This is a genomic window from Agromyces humi, from assembly GCF_009720255.1.
GTDB lineage: Bacteria > Actinomycetota > Actinomycetes > Actinomycetales > Microbacteriaceae > Agromyces > Agromyces humi.
In genome coordinates, this window is the sequence record NZ_WJSP02000029.1 from 1 (window position 1) to 19853 (window position 19853).

The following is a 19853-nucleotide window of genomic DNA, read 5'->3' on the forward strand; positions in this document are numbered from 1 at the left end:
CGCCGCAACGCCGACCCACCATCGACGGTCACCTGGGAGCTCGTCGACGCCGCGGCATCCGTCGCCGTCGTCACCGAGCTCGAGCTCACCGACACCGGCGTCCTCCGGGTGCGGCACCGCGTCGAGAACCGCGGCAACGGCCCGCTCGGCATCGGTCGCGTGGCCGTGGTGCTCCCCGTGCCCGTGCGCGCGAACGAGCTCCTCGACTTCAGCGGCTTGTGGAGCCGGGAACGCCGGCCGATCCGCCGAACCCTCGAGCACGGGGTCCACAGCCGCGAGGGACGCCACGGCCGAGGTGGCCACGACGACGCGTTCCTCCTCGCGACCGGCACCACGGGCTTCGGATTCCGCAGCGGCGAGGTGTGGGCGACCCACGTCGCCTGGAGCGGCGACACCGAGGCGTGGGTCGAGCAGACCGCACTCGGCCCCGCAACGCTCGGCGGCGGCGAGCTCCTCGCGCCCGGCGAGCTCACTCTCCCCGCCGGGGCCGCCTACACGTCGCCGTGGGTCGTCGCGGTGTACTCGAACGCCGGGCTCGACGGCATCTCCGACCGGCTGCATCCGTGGATCAGGTCGTGGGCGACCATCCGGCGAGATCGGCCGCTCGTGCTCAACACCTGGGAGGCCGTCTACTTCGACCAGTCTCTCGAACGACTGGAGCCGCTCATCGACGCCGCTGCCCGAGTGGGTGTCGAGCGGTTCGTGCTCGACGACGGCTGGTTTCACGGCCGACGCGACGATCGCCGTGCGCTCGGCGACTGGACCGTGGACTCCCGCAACTGGCCCGACGGCCTCGGCCCGCTCATTGCCCGCGTGCACGAGACGGGCATGGAATTCGGCCTGTGGGTCGAACCCGAGATGGTGAACCTCGACTCCGACCTCGCTCGAAGGCATCCCGAGTGGGTGCTCGGCCGGCCGGGCGACCTCGCGTGGCGCCACCAGCACGTGCTCGACCTCACCGCGTCCGGCGCTGCCGACCACGTCTTCGCGCGCCTCGACGAACTGCTCTCGAAGCACGACATCGCCTATCTCAAATGGGACCACAACCGCGACCTGCTCGGCGGATCGGCCCACGCGCAGACCCTCGCCGCCTACGCGCTCATCGACCGGCTCCGCGCCGCGCATCCGGGCGTGGAGATCGAGTCGTGCGCCTCGGGCGGCGCGCGCATCGACCTGGGCATCCTCGAGCGCACCGATCGGGTGTGGCCGAGCGACACCAACGACCCGCTCGAGCGGCAGGGCATCCACCGGTACACGAGCCTCGTCGTCCCGCCCGAGTACCTCGGCGCGCACCTCGGAGCCGCCCGTGCGCACACGACCGGGCGACGGTCCGAGCTCTCCTTCCGGTTCGCGACTGCGCTCTTCGGCAGCGCGGGCATCGAGTGGAACCTCGCCGAGGCGAGCGACGCCGAGCTCGATCACGTCGCTGCCTGGGCACGCGAGTACCGGCGGCTCCGGCCCCTGCTGCACACCGGCACGGTCGTGCGGGCCGATTCCGAGGATCCTGCCCAGGTGGTGCACGGCGTCGTCTCCGCCGACCGGGCGCACGCGGTCATCTCGGTGGCGATGCTCGGCACCGCACGTGCGGCCCTGGCCCCGGCGATTCGGATGCCGGGACTCGACGTCGACCGCGTCTACCAGGTGCGTCGCCTCGAGCTCGGCCCGGCGCCGCGCACCGTGCAGGATGCCGCTCCCCCGTGGCTCCAGGCGGGAACGATCGAGCTCTCCGGGCAAGTGTTGGCGGAGGCGGGCCTCGCCGTGCCGCTGCTCGCACCTGAGAACGCGGTGCTGTTCGAGCTCACGGCGGTGTGAGGCCCGGAAGACGCGTTGGATCTGCGTGCGCGATCGAGTGATCGACGTCGGTGGACCACGCCACCCGTCGGTCAGTGAGCGGAGTTCGCCGACCCCGCGGCCGTGGGCGCCGCGTACCCGACGTGGAACCGGTCGATGCGTCCTTCGAGCGCGAAGGGCAGGCGGTCGGCATAGGCGCGGGAGACTGCGCCGCCGTATGCTCGCCCGACGTCGAGGCAGTCGTTCGCGGTGAAGAGCAGGGGCGCGCTCACGGGCACCACCCCGGAGCCGACGTCGGCGCCGTCGACACGGAGATCCACCTGCAGCGGGCCCGCGGGTCGCGGCTCGACGTACTGCGTCTCGATCTCGATGGTGACATCGCCCGCCCCGATCGGGTCCGTGGAGGTGATGATGGTGCGCTGGATGAGGAAGAGGTTGTACTCGTAGGTGAGGACCCCGTCGACCAGGTACGCGGTGAGGCCGCCGCCCGCGCCACCGAGCTTGTACAGGACCCCGTTCGCCCGTTCAGGCAGGTTCACCTGGATGGTGACGGTGTTCGGTCGGTTGCCGAGTGCCGGGGCGCTGAACTCGGGGATGCGGACCGTGTCGCCGCTCAACTCCCACTCCGTGTATGGCGTGCTGATGCGGTCCTCGGGGTGCATCACCGGAACCCAGAGCCCGCCGCCGATCGGCAGCGCGTCGTTCTTCGCCGCCTCGATGGCGAACAGTTCCTTCAACTCGGCGAGCTTCTCGGGATGCTCGGCTGCGACGTCATGCGCCTGGCTCCAGTCGTGGTCGAGATCGTACAGCTCCCACACGTCCTGATCGGGTGTCCAGGTGCGGATGCCCGGCGGGACCCCGGGTACCCACGGGAGTCGCGGCCCCATCGCGGACGCCATCCACCCGTCGGAGTAGATGGCCCGGCTGCCCATGATCTCGAAGTACTGGGTCCGACGGCGCCCCTCGGCCTGCGCGTCATCGATGGAATACGCGAGACTGACCCCGTCGATGGGGTCCTGCGGGATGCCGTTGACCTCGTCGGGGTGCGAGATGCCGACGATCTCATAGATCGTGGGTGCGATGTCCACGACGTGGTGGAACTGGGTACGCGGCTCCCGCTCGGGTTCGATGTGGCCGGGCCACTGCACGAACATCGGATTCCGCGTGCCACCCAGGTGGGATGCGAGCAGCTTCATGCCCTGGTACGGCGTCGAGCCGGCCCACGCCCACGCTGCGTGGTACTGGTTGTCGGTGGCGGGCGTGCCGAGCGCGTCGAGGCCACCGAGTTCTTCGAGGGCGGCGATGTGCTGCTCGACCGTGCTGGGGATGCCGTTCTGGGCCAGCAATTCGCTGATCGTGCCGTTCTGCCCCTCGCCGGAGGATCCGTTGTCGCCCCAGATGTACATGATGATCGTGTTGTCGCCGTAGCCGAGGCGTTCGAGCTCGTCGATCAGTCGTCCGGCTTGCGCATCGGCGTGTTCGCCGAACCCCGCGCAGACCTCCATGAGGCGGCGCTGGAACGGCTTCTGGTCATCGGGGATATCGTCCCAAGCGGTGAGGCTCTCATGACGCGGGGTGAGTTCCGCATCCTGAGGGATCCAGCCGGCCGCCTTGGCGCCCGCGTGCGCGCGCTCGCGGTAGGCGTCCCAGCCGTCGTCGAACTTCCCGGCGTACTTGTCGGCCCACTCCTTCATGATGTGGTGCGGGCCGTGGATCGCACCGGTCGCCCAGTACATGAAGAAGGGCTGGTCGGGTGCGACCGCCTTGTGATCGCGCAGCCAGCCCATCGCGTCGTCGGCAATGTCCTCGCTGAGGTGGTACCCCTCCTCAGGCGACTTCGGCGGCAGCACCGAGGTCGTGTTCCGCACGAGGTTCGGTTCGTACTGCGATGCCTCACCGGCGAGGAATCCGTAGAAGTACTCGAACCCGTACCCCGTCGGCCATCGGTCGAACGGCCCGGCCTTCGTGGTCTCCTCGGCGGGAGTGTTGTGCCACTTGCCCCATGCACCGGTGGCGTACCCGTAGTTGCGAAGGACCTCGGCCATCGTCGCGCTGCTCTTCGGGATGTGTCCCGAGTAGCCGTCCCAGTCGTTCGCCAACTCGGCGATCTGACCGTTTCCCACGCGGTGGTGGTTGCGACCGGTGAGCAGCGAAGCGCGGGTGGGCGAGCACATCGCCGTCGTGTGGAAGCGGTTGTACCCGATGCCATTCGACCGGACCCGATCAAGCGTCGGCGTCTGCACCACGCCGCCGAGGGTGCTGGGCAGCGCAGGCCCGGCGTCATCGATCAGGATGATCAGGACATTGGGGGCATCGGCTGGAAGGTGCCGCTCGGGGGGCTTCGGCGCATACGTCGATTCCTGGATGGTCCGACCCGCGATGCTGCCCGACGACTTCGGCGGGAACGGCAGCATCCGCGCCGGCGGAAGCGGCGATCCGATCACGGAGACCCGGTCGGCATCAGTCATGTCGTTCCCCTCTCGACCCAGGTCGGGTCCACCCCCGGACCTGCCCTCGTCATGGCACGGTACTGGACCCCCTCACCGCGAGCATCACGCGAATCGAGTGATCCCACCATGCGATGCCGCGGAGTTCACTCCTCGTCGGTCGGTGCTCCGGATCAGACGGCGTCTCCCCTCATTTCGTGGCCAGGCGGCTCGCGATGTCCGGCACGTAGCGGAACAGCTCGCGTGGCGGCCGTTGGTAGTCGGTACCCGCCGGTCGGTCCGGAATCGAAATCGCGTCAGGACTCAGGCGGTCGTACGGGACGCTGCTCAGGAGATGGCTGATCGTGTTCAGCCGCGACGCGCGCTTGTCGTCGCTCTCGATGGTCCACCACGGTGCCTCTTCGATGTCGGTGGCGGCGAACATGGCGTCCTTCGCACGGGAGTAGTCCTCCCAACGGTGAATCGACTCGAGGTCGGTAGGCGAGAGCTTCCATCGACGCATCGGGTCCTTCAGGCGCGAGGCGAATCGCTCCTGCTGCACCTCATCGGACACTGAGAACCAGTACTTGATCAGGATGAGCCCGTCGTCGATGAGCAGCCGCTCGAAAATGGGTGTCTGGCGAAGGAAGCGTCGGTACTCCTCGTCGGTCGAATACCCCATCACGCGCTCGACTCCGGCGCGGTTGTACCAGGACCGATCCATCAGTACGATCTCGCCCGCGGTCGGCAATCGTTCGATGTACCGCTGGTAGTACCACTGCCCTTGCTCCCGGTCAGACGGCTGCGAGAGCGCGACGACCCGAGCATGCCGCGGATTCAAGTACTGCATCACCCGTTTGATCGCACCGCCCTTGCCGGCAGCATCCCGCCCTTCGAAGATCACGAGAACCCGAGCCCCCGTCGAAGTGACCCATTGCTGCATTTCCACGAGCTCGATCTGCAGGCGTTGCAGTTCCGCCTCGTACAGGTCCTTCTGCACGCGCTTGACGGACGACTTCTTCGCACTCTTCTTCGGCATTGCGATTCCCTACGCTGCCCTCAATTGGCCACCAGGATGTGGGGCACCGCCGAGCCGATGCAACATACGGAATCCGCTGGTCACGTTGCAGTTCGGGTCGAATGAGGCTAGGCGAAGGCTAGGCCCGTAGCCTGTGAACATGCCCGCCGCCCGGGCGGTCCCCCAACGGGACGGCCTCCGTTCACCGGCGATGCCGTGACACTGCCGACCACGCTGGTATTCCGTGGAGTCGCGGCGAGAACGACGGAAGCTCTCCTGCTGCTCACGCCCGTAAGCAAGGGGTCTCAGCAAGTTCGTCGAATCCGAACCGGACTGCTTACATGGCCCTCGGTGCATTCCGCACTCTACGAGCACCACTTACGCAGTACCAAGGACGAATAACTCATGACCACCACCACCCGCAACGGCGTCACCCGGCTCTCGACCGAGACCAAGGCCGCCTTCAAGACCACCGAGTTCATCGCGTACGTCGTCATCCTCGTCGGCCTGTTCATCGCATCGGCTGTCGTGGACAGCAACGAAGACGGTCAGGGATTCGGAGCCGAGCAGGTCTGGTTCTTCGCCACCCTGCTCACGATCGGCTACATGATCAGCCGCGGCCTCGCCAAGGCCGGCAGCCGGGAGTTCTACGACCGCGACGACCGTGACGACCGCGGCGACCGTCGCTGATCTTCTCTCGCCGACGGGTTCGACCTGTATCGCGTCGGCGCGAAGGCCTCCTGCCACTGCAGGGGGCCTTCGCCACATTCACCCCCCGAACGGAAGTGACCAGCCGTGTTCCTCATCTTCGGCACCGACCTCTCAGAGAAGGTCACCAACGTCGTGTCGTTCCTCTGCACTTTCTGCGGCGCCGACGCCAGGCAGGAAGTGATCACGTCGTCGACGCGGTTCACGGTGTTCTTCATTCCGTTGTTCTCATTCGGGACTCGGTATCGGAACCAGTGCACGAACTGCGGCGCGGAAGTCGCGCTGACTGCTGCTCAGGCACGGCACTCCCTGCAGTGGAGCGCGTCGCACTGACGTGTCGAGGCGCCGTCGCCGTCCTTCACACGATCCGCTGCGACGCGCGCCACAGCGCAGGGTTCCGTCGGGGTTGATCGAGCAAGGAGCGGAGCACGAGCTCGCATGCTTCGATCGTGGAACGCTCGAGCGGCACGACGATGCCGTGCTCGTCGGAGCCGAGCGGTTCGAGCGTTGCCAACTGCGAGGCGAGCATGGATGCAGGCAGGAAGTGGCCGGTTCGCTGCCTGATGCGCTCGGCGAGCTGAGCCTCCGAACCATGCACGTGCACGAACACGAGTTCGGTCTCACTGACGCGGTTGAGGAACTCGCGGTATGACCGTTTGAGTGCAGAGCAGGAGACGACCACCGGGCGTCCGTCGGCGTGCTCGTCGCGTGCGCGGGCAGCGACGCGCGCGAGCCAGGGCCAGCGGTCTTCGTCGGTGAGGGGCTCACCTGCAGACATCTGCGCCATGGCTTCGGTCGAGTGCAGGTCGTCGGCCTCGACGAACACGGCGTCGAGACGTTCTGCGAGGGCTGCGGCGAGCGTCGATTTCCCGGCCCCCGCCACCCCCATCACGACCACCGCGGTCGGCGAGGCGGTGCCGACCGCGGCGTCCATGGATCTCACCAGTCGTGGATGGTGCCGTCGAGCAACCGGTTGTAGGGCAGGTAGGCCCGCTCGTACGGGTACTTCCCAGCTTCGTCGACGTTCAGTTCGACACCGAGGCCGGGCTGGTCGCCAGGGTGAAGATAGCCGTCGGTCCAGGTGAAGGACTGTTCGAACACCTGGTCGGTCTTCGAGCCGTGCCGCATGTACTCCTGGATGCCGAAGTTGTGGATCGAAAGTCCGAGGTGCATCGCGGCGGCCATGCCGACCGGTGAGATATCGGTCGGGCCATGCATGCCGGACTTGATCTGGTACATCGCCGCGTAGTCGAGCGTCTTCTTCAGCGGGCTGATGCCACCCATGTGCGTGACCGCGCCGCGCACGTAATCGATGAGCTGGTCGCGGATGATGTCCTTGAAGTCCCATACCGTATTGAAGATCTCGCCGATCGCGAGAGGTGTGGTGGTGTGCTGGCGTACGAGGCGCAGGGCCTCCTGGTTCTCGGCCGGGGTGCAGTCCTCGAGCCAGAACAGGTCGTACGGCTCGAGGTCCTTTCCGAGGCGGGCGGCCTGGATCGGCGTCATGCGGTGATGCCCGTCGTGGAGCAGCGGGATGTCCGGACCGAACTCGTTGCGGACGGCTTCGAACACGCCGGGCACGTGGTTCAGGTAGGCGCGCGTATCCCAGTCCTCCTCGACCGGCTTGGCTCCGCGGCGTGCCGGCTCATGGTCGTATCGCACGGATGCGTCGCCGACGTCGGCGCCTTGCGCAGCGATGCCATAGATCGCCTTCAGCGTCGGCACGCCCGTTTGCACGCGGATCGCGCGATAGCCCTGCTCCTGATGGGAGCGGATGGAGTCGAACAGTTCGGGGAGTTCCTTGCCAGACGCGTGCCCGTACGCCATCAGCCCGGCCCTCGAGGCGCCACCGAGCAGTTGGTACACCGGCATTCCCGCAGCCTTGCCCTTGATGTCCCACAGGGCCATGTCGACCGCGGCGATCGCCGCCATGGTGACCGGTCCGCGCCGCCAGTACGCCGAACGGTAGAGGAACTGCCAGGTGTCCTCGATCTTCGCTGCATCCACTCCGATGAGCAGGGGCACGACGTGCTCGGTCAGGTAGGCGACGACCGCGAGCTCGCGCCCGTTCAACGTCGCATCGCCGAGGCCGGTGAGGCCGTCGGACGTCGTCAACTTGAGGGTGACGAAGTTGCGGTCGGGGCTGGTGACGATGACGTCAGCCCTGTCGATGATCATGCTCATGGTGTTGCTCCGTGGATCGTGGGGTGAGCGGGTTCTTGGGGTCAGGCGGTCTCAAGCGCGGTGACCGCGTCGGCGACGTGTGCGGCGAAGCCGGCGTCATCCGCGAGGCGTGCATTCAAGGCGGCGAGCAGGGTGTGCCGGGCGGATGCATCGAGGTCGGCGATCTCGGGCTGGTCGATGCCGTCCGGGACTGGTGCCCAGCCGGCGCGCACGCCGACCATCCACGCGGCGATCGCGGCGGCGCAACCGGGCGCGTGGTGCCCGGACGCGAGTTGGCCGAGCGCGACGGGCACGATGCGCAATCGCATCTTGGTGGTCGAGTCCTGCGCGATCTGCGCGAGACGGTGCTCGATGCGGGGGTTGCGGAAGCGTTCGAGGAGCGCGGCCCGGTAGTCGGCGAGGTCGAACCCGGGCAGCTGCCGGGCATCGTCGTCCCAGAGCGCTTCGACGAGGTCGCTGCAGACCGGATCCTCGATCGCGGCCGAGACGACGGTGTGGCCGCGGGTCTGGCCGAAGGTGGCGAGAACGGTGTGGGCGCCGTTCAGCATCCAGAGCTTGCGGTTCTCCCACGGGGCGATCTCGTCGACGAACCTGGCACCCGCGGATTCCCAGTCCGGGCGGCCGGCCGGGAAGTCGCCCTCGAGCACCCAGTCGGAGAACGGCTCGGTCACGACCGGGGCTGCGTCGAGCCATCCGGTGGCCCCGAGGACGGCGTGCGACTCGGCTTCGGCGTCGATCGCGGGCGTGATGCGGTCGACCGACGTCGAGACGACCGAGACCGACGCCCTCAACCACACGGCGAGGTCGGGCGATGTCCGGCCGGCGAGGTCGGCCAGCGCGCGCCGCAGGAGTCCGCCGTTGTCGGGCAGGTTGTCGCAGGGCACGAGCGCGATCGGGCCCGCGCCGGCGAGACGCCTGGCGTCGAGGGCCAGCAGAACCCGGCCGAGCGCGGTCGCGGGCCGGACGGCCTCTGTCGTGTCGCCAGGGGCGTCGCGCGTGAACGCGTTCCGAAGCAGTTCGACATCGGATGCCAGGGCCTCATCCTCGAGGTCCGGAGTACCGTCGGCGGAGAGCCGGTAGCCGGCCTCGGTGATCGTGAGCGTCAGGATCGCGACCTGGGGGTCGGCGACGGCCGTGACGAACGCGGGCACGTCGTCGCCGGCTTCGATGCGCACGATCGATGGAATCAGCTCGAACCGGTCGCCGTCCGCGGCGCGCTCGACGAGTGTGTACAGGCCGTCCTGCGGGCCGAGGCGGTCGACGAGGTCGCGGCTGCGACCGGTGAACGCGGCGATCCCCCACTCGGCGGCATCGGCCGCGTGCGCCGTATACCAGGCCTGGTGCGCGCGGTGGAACGCGCCGAGGCCCAGGTGCACGATCCGCTCCGGCGGAGTCGGGGCCCCTGTCGCAGCACGCGACAGGCGGACGTCGGTAGTGGCGGTCACAGCTTGAAGGCCTCTCGGGGGATGGCGTCGACCAGGTCGTCGATGATCCGCTCCGCGGCACCCATCCGCACCCGGCCTTCGACGACGAGTCGTGCGAGGAAGCCTGCGTCAACGCGGCGGGCCGTGTCGTGGCGGGCCGGGATCGACAGGAAGGCACGCGTGTCGTCGATGAACCCGCTACTGCGGTAGAAGCCGGCGGTCTCGGTCACGGCGGCACGATGGCGGGCGATCGCGTCGGGAGCGTCGAGGAACCACCACGGCGCACCGAGGTAGACGCTCGGGTAGAACCCCGCGAGCGGCGCGAGCTCGCGCGAGTATGCGGTCTCGTCGACCGCGAACAGCACGAGGTGGAAGTCGGGCTCGAGGCCGTACTTTTCCAGCAGCGGTCCTATGCCGCGGGTGAACTCGGTCGCGACCGGAATGTCGTGGCCGGTGTCCGGTCCGAACCGGGCGAGCGTGGCGGTCGAGTGGTTGCGCAGTACGCCCGGGTGGATCGTCATCACGAGCCCGTCGTCGACGCTCATGCGCGCCATCTGCACGAGCATGTGCCCGCGGAACGCGCGCCGCTCCCCCGCACTCGCCTTACCGGCGACCACTGCTTGGAAAAGCCGCTCACCCTCTGCAGGGTCGAGGTCGACCGTGAACAACTCCTCGACCCCGTGATCCGTCGAGACCGCCCCATGCCGGATGAAGTGCGCGCGACGGTCTTCGAGCCCGCCGAGGTACCCGGCGAAGTCCCCGGGCTGTCCCGTCGAGGCGAGCAGCCGTTCGAGGTTGCCCGCGAACCCGACCGCATCGGGATCGAGATACCGGTCCGGTCGGAACGTCGGAACCACCCGCCCGGGGAGGCCGGATGCCGCGAGTGCGGCGTGCTCGGACAGGTCGTCGAGCGGGTCGTCGGTGGTCGCGAGGAATTCGATGCCGAATCGCTCGAACAGTGCGCGCGGCCGGAACTCCGGACGCACCAGCGCCGCGGTGATCTCGTCGTAGATCGCATTCGCCGTGTCCGGGCCGAGCGGGGTCGTGATACCGAAGACCCCATCGAGCTCCTCCTCGATCCAGTACCCCGACGCCGTACCCGCGAACCGGTGCCAGTGCGCCGCGAGCGTGCGCCACACCGTGCGAGCATCGCGCCCGGCAGCCTCGTCCACGACCAGGTCGGCGAGGTCGACCCCTGCGGCGTGCAGGAGGCGGGTCACGTAGTGGTCACCCGTGACCAGCAACGCCACCGGATCCGCATACGGCTCATCGTCGAGCAGCAGCGACGGCGGCACATGCCCGTGCGGCGAGATGATCGGGCTCCCCGCCACGCGCTCGTACAGCTCGAGCGCGACCGCACGCGTCGTCGGGTCGACCGGCAGCAACCTGGCGGGATTTCGGGACGGCGATGTCATTTGGCGATGAGGTTGAGCTGGGCGTTCAACGCGGCGACGTGCTCGGTGGACACGCCACCGGCCTGCTTGATGAGCTTCTCCACGCTCATCCGGTCGACGATGGCCTGCATGGCCGGCGGGATCTCGACGCCCTGACCGACCTCACCCCGGCTCGTCGATACGGCTTCGAGGACGGAGGCGATCACGCGGGCACCGTCCTCGGACTGCTTGATCTCGCCGAGCGAGTCGCGAACGGAGAAGTACCCGGCCGGGCTCGGCAGCTGGGCGTCGTCGAACCAGTTCGCGATGGACGTCGTGGGCATCACACTCGCCGCAGGAACCTCGTCCACCCGGCGGAGCACGATGGTGTCGGTGAGATCGCCGGAGCGGGCGGTGATCTCGTGCTCGCCGGTCAGCGGGACGTGGAAGCGGAAGGTCCGACGCCCCTCGACCGCGCCCACCTCGACGCCGTCGACCGACAGCACGACCCGCTCCTGGTTCGAGTACACGATCACCTCGGTGACATCCTCCGCCCGTTCGGCGCGACGACGACCCGCGACATGCACGAACGGCTCGCTCGACCACGCCGCCTTGTACACGTAGAAGGCGTCCTTCTTCAGCGATCGGTCGAACGAGACGAGCCCCTTCTGGTTGCGGCCCGCTGCGCCGCCCTCGTCACGACCGGCGGACCCGAAGTCCGCAAGGTTCCACACATGCGTTGCCCACAGCCACGGCCGCGCCTCGATCATGCCGACCATGTGCTCGTGGTACAACGCCTGGTAGCCCTCGGTGTAGTCGCCCTTCTCGGGAGCGGCCGACTGGAACTGCGCGTTCGCATCCGCCCCGTACTCGGCGAGCCCGATCGCGATCTCGGGGTATGCCGCGTGGAAGTCGTCGAGCCAGGTGTCGTTGTCGGCGACCTCGCCCACGTACCAACCGAAGTAGAGGTTGTACGACATGACGTCGGGCAGACCGACCAACGGATGGTCGGTCTCGAGGAGGAACAGGTTCGCCATCGCGGTCAGGCGGGTCGGATCGAGCTCGTGAGCGAGATCGTTCAACTCGCGGTGGGCGGCGAGCACGTCCTCGCCCGATCCGGCGAGGGTGATCTCGTTCGACAAGCCCCACGAGATGATGCTCGCGTGGTGGTGGTTCTGCACGATCAGCTCGGTGAGCTGGTCGCGAGCGTTGTCGGTCGCTCCGGGGAGGAATACGGTGATCTGCGGGATCTCCGCCCACACCACGAGACCAGCCTCGTCGCAGAGGTCGTAGAACCGCTGGTCGTGCTGGTAGTGGGCGAGCCGCACGGTCGTGGCACCGAGCTCTCGAATCAGCGCGAGATCCTGCTGCCTGATCTCTTCCGTGATCGCGTTGCCGACCCCCTCGAAGTCCTGATGGCGCGACACTCCGCGAAGCGGGTACTCCTCGCCGTTCAGCAGGAAGCCGCGCTGCGGGTCGACCGCGAACTCGCGGCAGCCGAACCGAAGCTCCACGACATCGAGCACCACGTCGCCGGCAAGGAGTTCGGCTCGGGCCGTGTAGAGGTGCGGGTCGCGCAGCCCGTGCCAACGGTGCACCTGCTCGATCGTGAGCTCGGCGTTCGCCTCGCCGTCGACGAGAGGCACGGTCACGGTCGCTTCGCCGTCGATGGCGAAGCGCACGCCGGTCGCAGATCCGCCGGAGGTCGTGACCGCCGCCGCACTGAGCGCGACCTCGGCGCGGTCACCGTCGAGGTTCGGGGTGACCATCAGGCCGGGTCCGCCGTTGTCGGCCAGGTCGAAGTGTTCGCGCCCGACGGTGATCTGGCGCACCTCGCGGTAGACGCCGCCGTAGAAGGTGAAGTCGGCCTGCTGCGGGTACACCCGCTCGTTTTTGGCGTTGTCCACGATCACGACGAGCGTTCCCGACCCGTCCGCGAGCCCATCCGTCAGGTTCACGCGGAAGGTCGAGTAGCCGCCATCGTGCGTCGTGAGGAGACGTCCGTCCAGGTACACCTCAGCCGACGAGTTCACCCCCGCGAACTCGACCCAGGTCTCGACATCGGACCCGTCTGCCTCGATCACCCGTGCATACGTCGAGCGACCGCGACGGTACTCGCCGCCGGCCTGTCCGTCGACCGCGTTCCAGGTGTGCGGCAGCACGACCTGCTCACCCGCAGCTGCAATCTCGTCCCAACTCGACCCCACTGGCAGTTCGACGGGCGAGAACGCCCACCCCTCGTGGATCGCCGTGGCCCGGCGGACGTCGGTGGCAGCTGGCTGCGTCATGGGAGTCTCCTTCGACGAGAGTTCACCGGCGCACGCCGGCTGGGCTCCACCACGATACGAACCACGCAACGACGCATGATAGAACTGATCACGCACGATCAGAACTGATTCGGCACGCTCTGCAGGTCACACGAACCGAGGCACCTCGATGATGACGACGTCGCACGTACATCCGCAGGATGCAGTCGAGCCCATCGCGGCGGCGGTGGCCGAGGTCCTGAGCTGCCCGATCGAGCTCACGACCGACATCGCACCGGCACTCGACGCGTTCGAGTCGGCGCACTGCCTCGACCCGCGCATCCAACCTGCCTTCACCGCGTCGGTGCTCCGTGGGTTCGTGCGCGACATGGACCGGCAGGTCGTGCATGAGATCCGTGAGCCGCTCGGGATGGCGATCGCACTCGTCCGCTGGGACGACCGCCTGCTCGTCATCGGCCCGTACACCCACGAGCCCATGCATCCGGGTGTCGCCGAGGAGGCCCTGAGCCGGTTGGGCATCCCCAGTGCCCACCTCCCGATCTACAAGCACTACCGCACCAGGTACCCGATCGTCGATGCCGAGTACGTGTACCGCGGAGCTGCCAGTCTGCTTCGCGCAGGTGGCGGCGAGGACGCGCTCGGCAGCCTTCGCGAGGTCGAGGCCGAAGGCGGCACGATCGCCCCCGGGGTCCGGGACGCTCTGCAGTCTGCCGCATTCACGGTGATCGAAGAGCGGTACCGACTCGAACGCGAGTTCATGGACGCGGTCGAGGAGGGCTCATCCGAACGAGCGCTCTCCGCATTGCACCGCATGGGACGGATGCCGCAGACGATCAGCTACCTGAACACGCCGTTCCTCGGCACCACCATCTTGCGGATCATGGCCCGGGTCGCGGCGCAGCGCGGCGGGCTGCCGCCGGTCACCGTCGACGCGATCTCACAGGAGTATGCGCAACGGCTGCACCGCATCGGCCATTCTTCCGACCCCAGACGTTCCGCCTCGTTCACCGCGCAGATGGTCACGGAATTCTGCCGGTACGTCCGACGTCACCACCAGCGCGAGTACCCGCCGCTGGTGCGTCGCGTCGCCGACGAGATCGACCTCCATCTCAGCAGCCAGGTCTCGACGACCGAGCTCGCGGACCGGTTCGGGGTGTCCGCCTCCACGCTCGCGCGCCGCTTCAAGTCGGCGACCGGCAAGACCATCGTCGCGTACACAGCCCAGCAACGCGCCGAGCGCGCGGCCCGACTGCTCGCCACGACGACGCAGAGCGTGCGTGATATCGCGCTGTTCGTCGGCTACGACGACGCGAACTACTTCGTGAAGGTGTTCCGGGAGGCGCACGGCATGACGCCGACCGCGTATCGCGAGGCTCACACGGCCTGACGCGCACGAGGGCCGCGGACCTGCGATCCGCGGCCCTCGAGATCGGCGCTCGTCAGGCGAGCGCGCCCTCGGTTTCCATGTCCGCCACCTGCAGCGCTTCCTTCTTCACGGCGACGCGCTTCTGCACCTCGATCATCTCGGTTCGGTCGAGCTTGTAGCCGCGCATGGCGATCAGCGAGATCGCCCAGCCGAGGATCGGCAGGCCGAAGAACAACGCGAGGCTCATCAGCAGGATCGCCGTTGACGGGCTATCGGTGGGCTGGGGCATCACCGTCGTGAACCCGATGAGCGCGACGGCACCGAGGGCGAGCGCCGCCCCGAGCGACGAGATGATCTGGTCGACGATGTTGTACGTCGCCGTGACGGTGGCCGGCAGGAACTTTCCTGAGCGGTCGAGCTCGTAGTCGATGACGTCGGCCCGCATGGCGCCCGCCGCGACGGTGACCACCATGGACGCGCCGTTCAGCAGCAGGTACACGAGGAAGAACCCGATCGTGAGCCCCAGATTGCCGAGGATGGACCCCATATCGACCACCAGGCAGAACACGGTCAGGACCACGGCGAGGATCAGGCAGAGCCACGTCCACGTGATGGTGGCGGCCTTCGAGCCATGCTTGCCGGTGTAGCGCGAACCGAAGATCGCGAACACGATTCCCGGGAGGATCGCGATGAGGCCGAGCACCGAGCCGAGCTGCATGTTGCCGAGCAGGATGCCCCACATGAGCGTCCCGATGACGGCCTGCGACTTCACCACCTGGGCCAGCTTGTCGGACGCGCCGCTGATCAGAAAACGCTGGAACGGCCCGTTCTTGGTCAGCAGGTTCCACATGTCGCGCATCGAGACGTCGGCCTTGGCGCGGTCGACCGAGACGTGAGCGAAGTTCTCGGGCTTGTCGATGCGGGAGACGCCGACGCAGGCGAGGATCTGGAACACCAGTGAGCAGGCCACGTAGGTGAGCGCGGTCTCGCTCAGCATCGCGACCGTGAACTGGTTGCCGTGGCGCGGCAGGAAGACCACCGTCGAGAGGATCGAGAAGATCGCGGGCACGAAGTACGCGTAGACGGTGGCCCACACCTGCACGGACGGCCGCTGCCGAGGGTCGTTGGTGAGCACCGGTCCGGTCATCTGCCCGGCGATGTCGTTCATCGAGGATCCGATGATGTAGACGACATAGATCGCGATGAAGAACACAGCGCCGAACCCACTGTCGGGGGCCCAGACGAAGAGCAGCAGGATCGCAAGGGATCGGATCGCCCAACCACCGAGCATGAAGAAGCGCAGCTTGCCGAACCGGAAGTTGACCTTCTCGATGATCAGCGCGAGCAGCGGGTCGATCAGTCCGTCGAAGACGCGAGTGAGCGTGAGGATGAGCCCCGCCGCTGCGACCGCGATGCCGTAGCCGGCATTCTGCAGGTAGCTCATGAGACCGACGAGGACGTAGAAGATCATCGCCGAGCCGTTGTTCATCTGGGAGAGGGCGATCTCCCACGTCTTGGCGCGACGGTAGGTGACGCCGTCCGCCTCGCTGGCCGTCTGCTTCGGGTTACGCGCCATTGCGTGTTCGCTCCTTCGAGAATCCGCTCGGTCGACCGACGGCTCGTTCCGTCGGCCTCCTGATGAGCCGAAGGCAACAGTAAGAAGACGAGCAGCCGGCCCGATAGAAGTCACCGAGCGGACATAGAAGAGAACCGGCGAAACTTGCAGGCGTGGAGACAGCATCACATGACGAACGCGGGCGCTGAGCACGCGACCGCGCTCTGGCCCGCGTCACCGGGAACTCCGGCCGTCACACCTGGAGGAGTTCGCCCATCTGCTTGGCGATGAGGGTGGTCGCGAACCGCGGATTGAGGCGTGCGGCCGGTCCAGCGCCGCCGCGTCGGAGCCGATGGTGGCGCGGAATCGAGCTTCGCCGCGATATCGGTGCCGATCGCGCCCGGGAACACGACGCTCACCTGCACGTTCGTGTCGAGGAGCTCGGCGTAGAGCGCCTCGGTCGGGAGCCTGACCGAGGCCTTGGAGGCGCCGTAGACGGCCTGGCCGGCTGAGAGAGGTGGGCTGGGTCAGTCGAGGCGGGTCAGGGCGCCGGGTGTGACGCCGGCACCATTGAAACCGTCGACGGCGAACCAATACGGATGCCCCGCGTTCAGCGACCCGACCTCGAGGTCCGTCCGGTCGTAGACGAGCCACGAGTGGTAGAGCTTGTCGGGCGAGAGCCCGTACCGCACGTTGTAGCCCACGACGCCCGGCACGGCCTCCCACCGCAACGAGGCCGTGCGTGGATCGCGCCGCTCGCCGCCGACGTCGGCCGCACCGGGAAGGGGCACGTCGGCGAGGCCGAACACGCGCAGCCCGCTCACCGCGAAGGCACCCCCGAAGGGCATCGCGCCCGCGGTCACCCGGATGTACCGCGCACGTCGAGCCTCGGGCAGGACGACGAACGCGTGCGGGGCGTCCTCGCGTGTGCCGATCGTGTCGTGCACGACCGCCCACCCGACGCCGTCGAGCGACAGCTCGATACGAACCTCGGTCGGCTGCGGGTCCGGGAAGACGGCGCGCTTGCCGAACGTCGCCTTCGCGAGGTCGCGGCGCTCGGGTGCGCGCGATGCGAGGCCGTGGTCGGCAAGGTTGACCTGCAGCGCGTGGACGGTCGTCTCCGCGCCGAGGTCGAGCTGCAGCCACTCCCCCGGTTGATCCGAGCCGGCGACCCACCAGGTGCGCACTGACTCGTCGGTTGCGAGCTCGGGCCCGTGTCCGGCGGCCGACGACGAAGCGGTCGCTGCGGCACGGTGCGACAACAGCATCCAGCCCGGGGATGCCTCGGCCCACGGGTCGAACGCACGGTCGGGCACCTGCATCGGGAAGTCTGCGAAGTTCTGGTTGCAGAACAGCACGCCCTCGTCGTCGAAGCCAGCCGGAAACAGTCCGATCCGCCGTTCGAAGTCGGCGTTGACCGAGATGCGCATGGTCGCGACATGCCACCAGTTGCCGTGCCGGTCCTGAAAGGTGCTGCCGTGCCCTGCGCCCGTGATGAAGCCTCCGGGCTTCGACGAGAACGGACTGTGCGGGTCGTACACGAAGGGGCCCAAGGGGCCGTCGCCGACGAAGGTGCCATCGGCGTACGTGTTGAACTGCGTGCCCGGCCCGGCGTACTGCAAGTGGTACCGACCGCCGACGCGGGTCATGTACGCGCCCTCAATGAACGGCGCGTCACCGATGTAGGCGTCCATGACCTTGCCCATCAGCCCGCGGCGGACGACCGGCACGTAGTCGTCGCCGGTTCGCTCCCATCCGCGAGTCCCGGTGTCGGCGGCGATCAGCGGCACGGGCTCGCCGACGCGCTGCAGGGTCTGACGGTCGAGCTCGACGCCTTGGATCGGTTCTCTGTGGGAACAGCCCCAGTACAGGTACAGCCGGCCGTCGTCGTCTTGGAACGTGTCGGGATCCCAGAACGCGATGTCGCTCGGAGCGACCTCCTCGAAGTCATCGGCGAGCGGGTCAACGCTGCGGAAGAACCGGCCGGTCGTGCGCCGTGACGCCGTGAAGAGCAGCGCACCGTCGACTTCGCGCACATCGGGCGCGTAGTCGATCGCCGGGATCTTCTCGCTCGGCACCAACGTCCACTCGACGAGGTCGTCGGAGTGCCAGAACCCACGGGTCATCGACGCGAACATGAAATACCGGCCGCGGTAGAAGACGACCGTGGGGTCGGCCGCTTCGCGGTGCACGCTGCGACCTGCGAACGGCGTGCGCACGTCTTGATAGCGGTAGGCGAGGTCGAGCGGGTTGCAGACGATACGCGCGTTCACGAGGCCGGGCCCGCGGCATCAGCCGGCAGCCGCTCCTCCGATGCACGAATCGCACGCAGGTGCGCGATCGACGCGGCGATCGCGTCGAACGCGTCATCGACATGATCGAACTCGACGACCGGAAGACAGTTTGCAGGCGCGACCGCGAGCGCCTCGTCGTTCGCCAGACGCCCCCGCCCGAGCGCGCACTGCGTGAGCGCCGCCGGGTCGTAGTCACCACCGGCGGCGAAGACATCGACCGCCTGGGCGGCATCCTTGAGATGCAGCGCGCGGACCCGGGAGCCGAGCCGCTCGACGAGCGCCGGCACTTCCTGCCCCGCGGCCGCCGCCCAGTAGACGTCGAGCTCGAGCGCGACGCGCTCGTCGAGGAGCGACACGAAGTACTCGTACGCGGTCAGGTCGCCGATGCGGTGATGGAACTCGAACGAGTGGTTGTGGTGGCCGACCACCAGGCCTTCGGCGGCGGCCGGTTCGACGAGTGCGTTCATCCGGTCGGCGGTCCGGGCGATGTCGTCGGCGGTACGCCAGCGGTCCGCGTCCACCATCGGGTCGATCAGGATGTCGGCGCCGAGCGCCCGCGCTGCGGCGAGGGCGGCGGAAGCGGGCGGCACCGGTACCTCTCGTGCGGCGAATCTCATCGTGTCGGAGAGCAGCGGTGCGTGGGCGGTCGGGATCGCGAGCCCGTTCGCCGCCGCGACGGCGCCGAGCTCGGCGGGCCGGTCGTACACCGAGAACGGCTCGACGGCTTGGGCGCCGGCGTCCGCGAGGCGCCCGAGCGTCGCATCCAGGTCCGCCAAGTCATGGCGCACCGTGTACAGCTGCACGCTGATCGGTGGCGTGGTGGACACGTCCATCAGACCGTCTCACCCGCGTCGGCGAGGAGCGTGCTTCCCGTCATGATCATCGAGAGGTCGCTCGCGGCGAAGAGCACGACGCGCGCGATGTCGTCGGGTGTGCCCATGCGGCCGATCATGCTCGTGTTCATCACGTCGAGCGGGGGCATCTCGATGCCGGCCGCGGCGGCCGCCTCGGCGCCGGCCTTCGCCGCCGCGAGGTTGCCCTCGGTCGGAACGAAGCTCGGTGCCACGCCGAGCACGCGAATGCCGAGCGGGGCGAGGTCGACCGCGAGCGACTTGGTCATGCCGAGCGCGGCGTGCTTCGATCCCACGTAGGCGGCCATCCCCGGGAACGCCGCCTGCACGCCGGCCGTCGAGATGATGTTGACGATGACGCCGCCTGATCCGTCGGCCGACATGCGACGCGCGGCTTCACGGGAACCGAGGAAGACGCCTCGTGCGTTGACCGCGAACGTCGCGTCCCACATCTCGTCGGGCATCATCGTGACGGGCGCGTTCGGGAAGATCCCGGCGTTGTTGACCCAGACGTCGATACCGCCGAGTTCGGCGACCGCGAGGTCTGCGGCCGCGGCGACCGAGGCCGCGTCGGCGACGTCGGCGCGCGTGCTCGC

General features: G+C 68.2%; 15 protein-coding genes and 1 pseudogene. 4 read left to right on the forward strand and 12 right to left on the reverse strand.

The features are described 5' to 3' along the window. Positions 1–1812, forward strand: a 1812-nt coding sequence (locus GH736_RS04900; RefSeq protein WP_159600814.1) for an alpha-galactosidase, incomplete at its 5' end; no start/stop codon positions are given. Between the two features lie 71 nt (positions 1813–1883). On the opposite strand, the gene GH736_RS04905 is transcribed toward GH736_RS04900, so the two are convergent. Together GH736_RS04905 and ppk2 are read right to left on the reverse strand one after the other, a co-directional pair. Beyond that, entirely contained in the window at positions 1884–4259 is a 2376-nt protein-coding gene (locus tag GH736_RS04905; RefSeq protein WP_159600815.1) for an arylsulfatase, read from the reverse strand. A 169-nt stretch (positions 4260–4428) separates the two neighbouring features. Continuing rightward, positions 4429–5256, reverse strand: a complete 828-nt coding sequence (gene ppk2, locus GH736_RS04910; RefSeq protein WP_159600816.1) for a polyphosphate kinase 2 — start codon at positions 5254–5256, stop codon at positions 4429–4431. 384 nt (positions 5257–5640) lie between these two features. Here ppk2 and GH736_RS04915 point away from each other — a divergent pair, with 384 nt between their 5' ends. Together GH736_RS04915 and GH736_RS04920 are read left to right on the forward strand one after the other, a co-directional pair. Further along, on the forward strand, positions 5641–5925 hold the full coding sequence (locus GH736_RS04915) for a hypothetical protein (protein ID WP_159600817.1): 285 nt from the start codon (positions 5641–5643) through the stop codon (positions 5923–5925). A gap of 105 nt (positions 5926–6030) precedes the next feature. Beyond that, a complete protein-coding gene (locus tag GH736_RS04920) occupies positions 6031–6276 on the forward strand; it encodes a zinc-ribbon domain-containing protein (protein ID WP_159600818.1) in 246 nt (81 codons plus the stop codon). 25 nt (positions 6277–6301) lie between these two features. On the opposite strand, the gene GH736_RS04925 is transcribed toward GH736_RS04920, so the two are convergent. From GH736_RS04925 to GH736_RS04945, 5 genes are all read right to left on the reverse strand, one after another. After that, a complete protein-coding gene (locus GH736_RS04925; protein WP_159600832.1) occupies positions 6302–6877 on the reverse strand; it encodes a gluconokinase in 576 nt (191 codons plus the stop codon). Between the two features lie 5 nt (positions 6878–6882). Beyond that, positions 6883–8121 (reverse strand): D-mannonate dehydratase ManD, encoded by a 1239-nt coding sequence (manD, locus tag GH736_RS04930; RefSeq protein WP_159600834.1) that lies wholly within the window; start codon positions 8119–8121, stop codon positions 6883–6885. 47 nt (positions 8122–8168) lie between these two features. After that, positions 8169–9503, reverse strand: a complete 1335-nt coding sequence (locus GH736_RS04935; RefSeq protein WP_235933839.1) for a mannitol dehydrogenase family protein — start codon at positions 9501–9503, stop codon at positions 8169–8171. Between the two features lie 65 nt (positions 9504–9568). Continuing rightward, the gene (uxaC, locus tag GH736_RS04940) at positions 9569–10966 is read right to left on the reverse strand and encodes a glucuronate isomerase (RefSeq protein WP_159600820.1); all 1398 of its coding nucleotides are present in this window, start codon (positions 10964–10966) and stop codon (positions 9569–9571) included. Continuing rightward, a complete protein-coding gene (locus GH736_RS04945) occupies positions 10963–13212 on the reverse strand; it encodes a glycoside hydrolase family 2 protein (protein ID WP_159600822.1) in 2250 nt (749 codons plus the stop codon). The genes uxaC and GH736_RS04945 overlap by 4 nt, the downstream gene beginning before the upstream one ends. 148 nt (positions 13213–13360) lie before the next feature. Here GH736_RS04945 and GH736_RS04950 point away from each other — a divergent pair, with 148 nt between their 5' ends. After that, positions 13361–14578 (forward strand): helix-turn-helix transcriptional regulator, encoded by a 1218-nt coding sequence (locus GH736_RS04950; RefSeq protein ID WP_159600824.1) that lies wholly within the window; start codon positions 13361–13363, stop codon positions 14576–14578. A gap of 52 nt (positions 14579–14630) precedes the next feature. Here the strand turns inward: GH736_RS04950 and GH736_RS04955 are convergent, their stop codons facing one another. The 5 genes and pseudogenes from GH736_RS04955 to GH736_RS04975 all read right to left on the reverse strand — a co-directional run. Next, positions 14631–16133, reverse strand: coding sequence for an MFS transporter (locus tag GH736_RS04955; RefSeq protein ID WP_159600826.1), 1503 nt, complete (start codon positions 16131–16133; stop codon positions 14631–14633). A gap of 164 nt (positions 16134–16297) precedes the next feature. Continuing rightward, a pseudogene (locus GH736_RS04960) lies at positions 16298–16561 on the reverse strand (hypothetical protein); the annotation flags it as partial. Between the two features lie 78 nt (positions 16562–16639). Further along, complete coding sequence (locus GH736_RS04965) at positions 16640–18385, reverse strand: family 43 glycosylhydrolase (protein ID WP_203230651.1); 1746 nt, start codon at positions 18383–18385, stop codon at positions 16640–16642. After that, positions 18382–19239 carry a sugar phosphate isomerase/epimerase family protein gene (locus GH736_RS04970; protein ID WP_159600828.1) on the reverse strand — a complete coding sequence of 286 codons (858 nt, stop codon included), beginning with the start codon at positions 19237–19239 and terminating at the stop codon, positions 18382–18384. The genes GH736_RS04965 and GH736_RS04970 overlap by 4 nt, the downstream gene beginning before the upstream one ends. Further along, the coding region (locus tag GH736_RS04975; protein ID WP_159600830.1) for an SDR family NAD(P)-dependent oxidoreductase at positions 19239–19853 on the reverse strand (615 nt) is incomplete at its 5' end. The genes GH736_RS04970 and GH736_RS04975, both read right to left, overlap by 1 nt.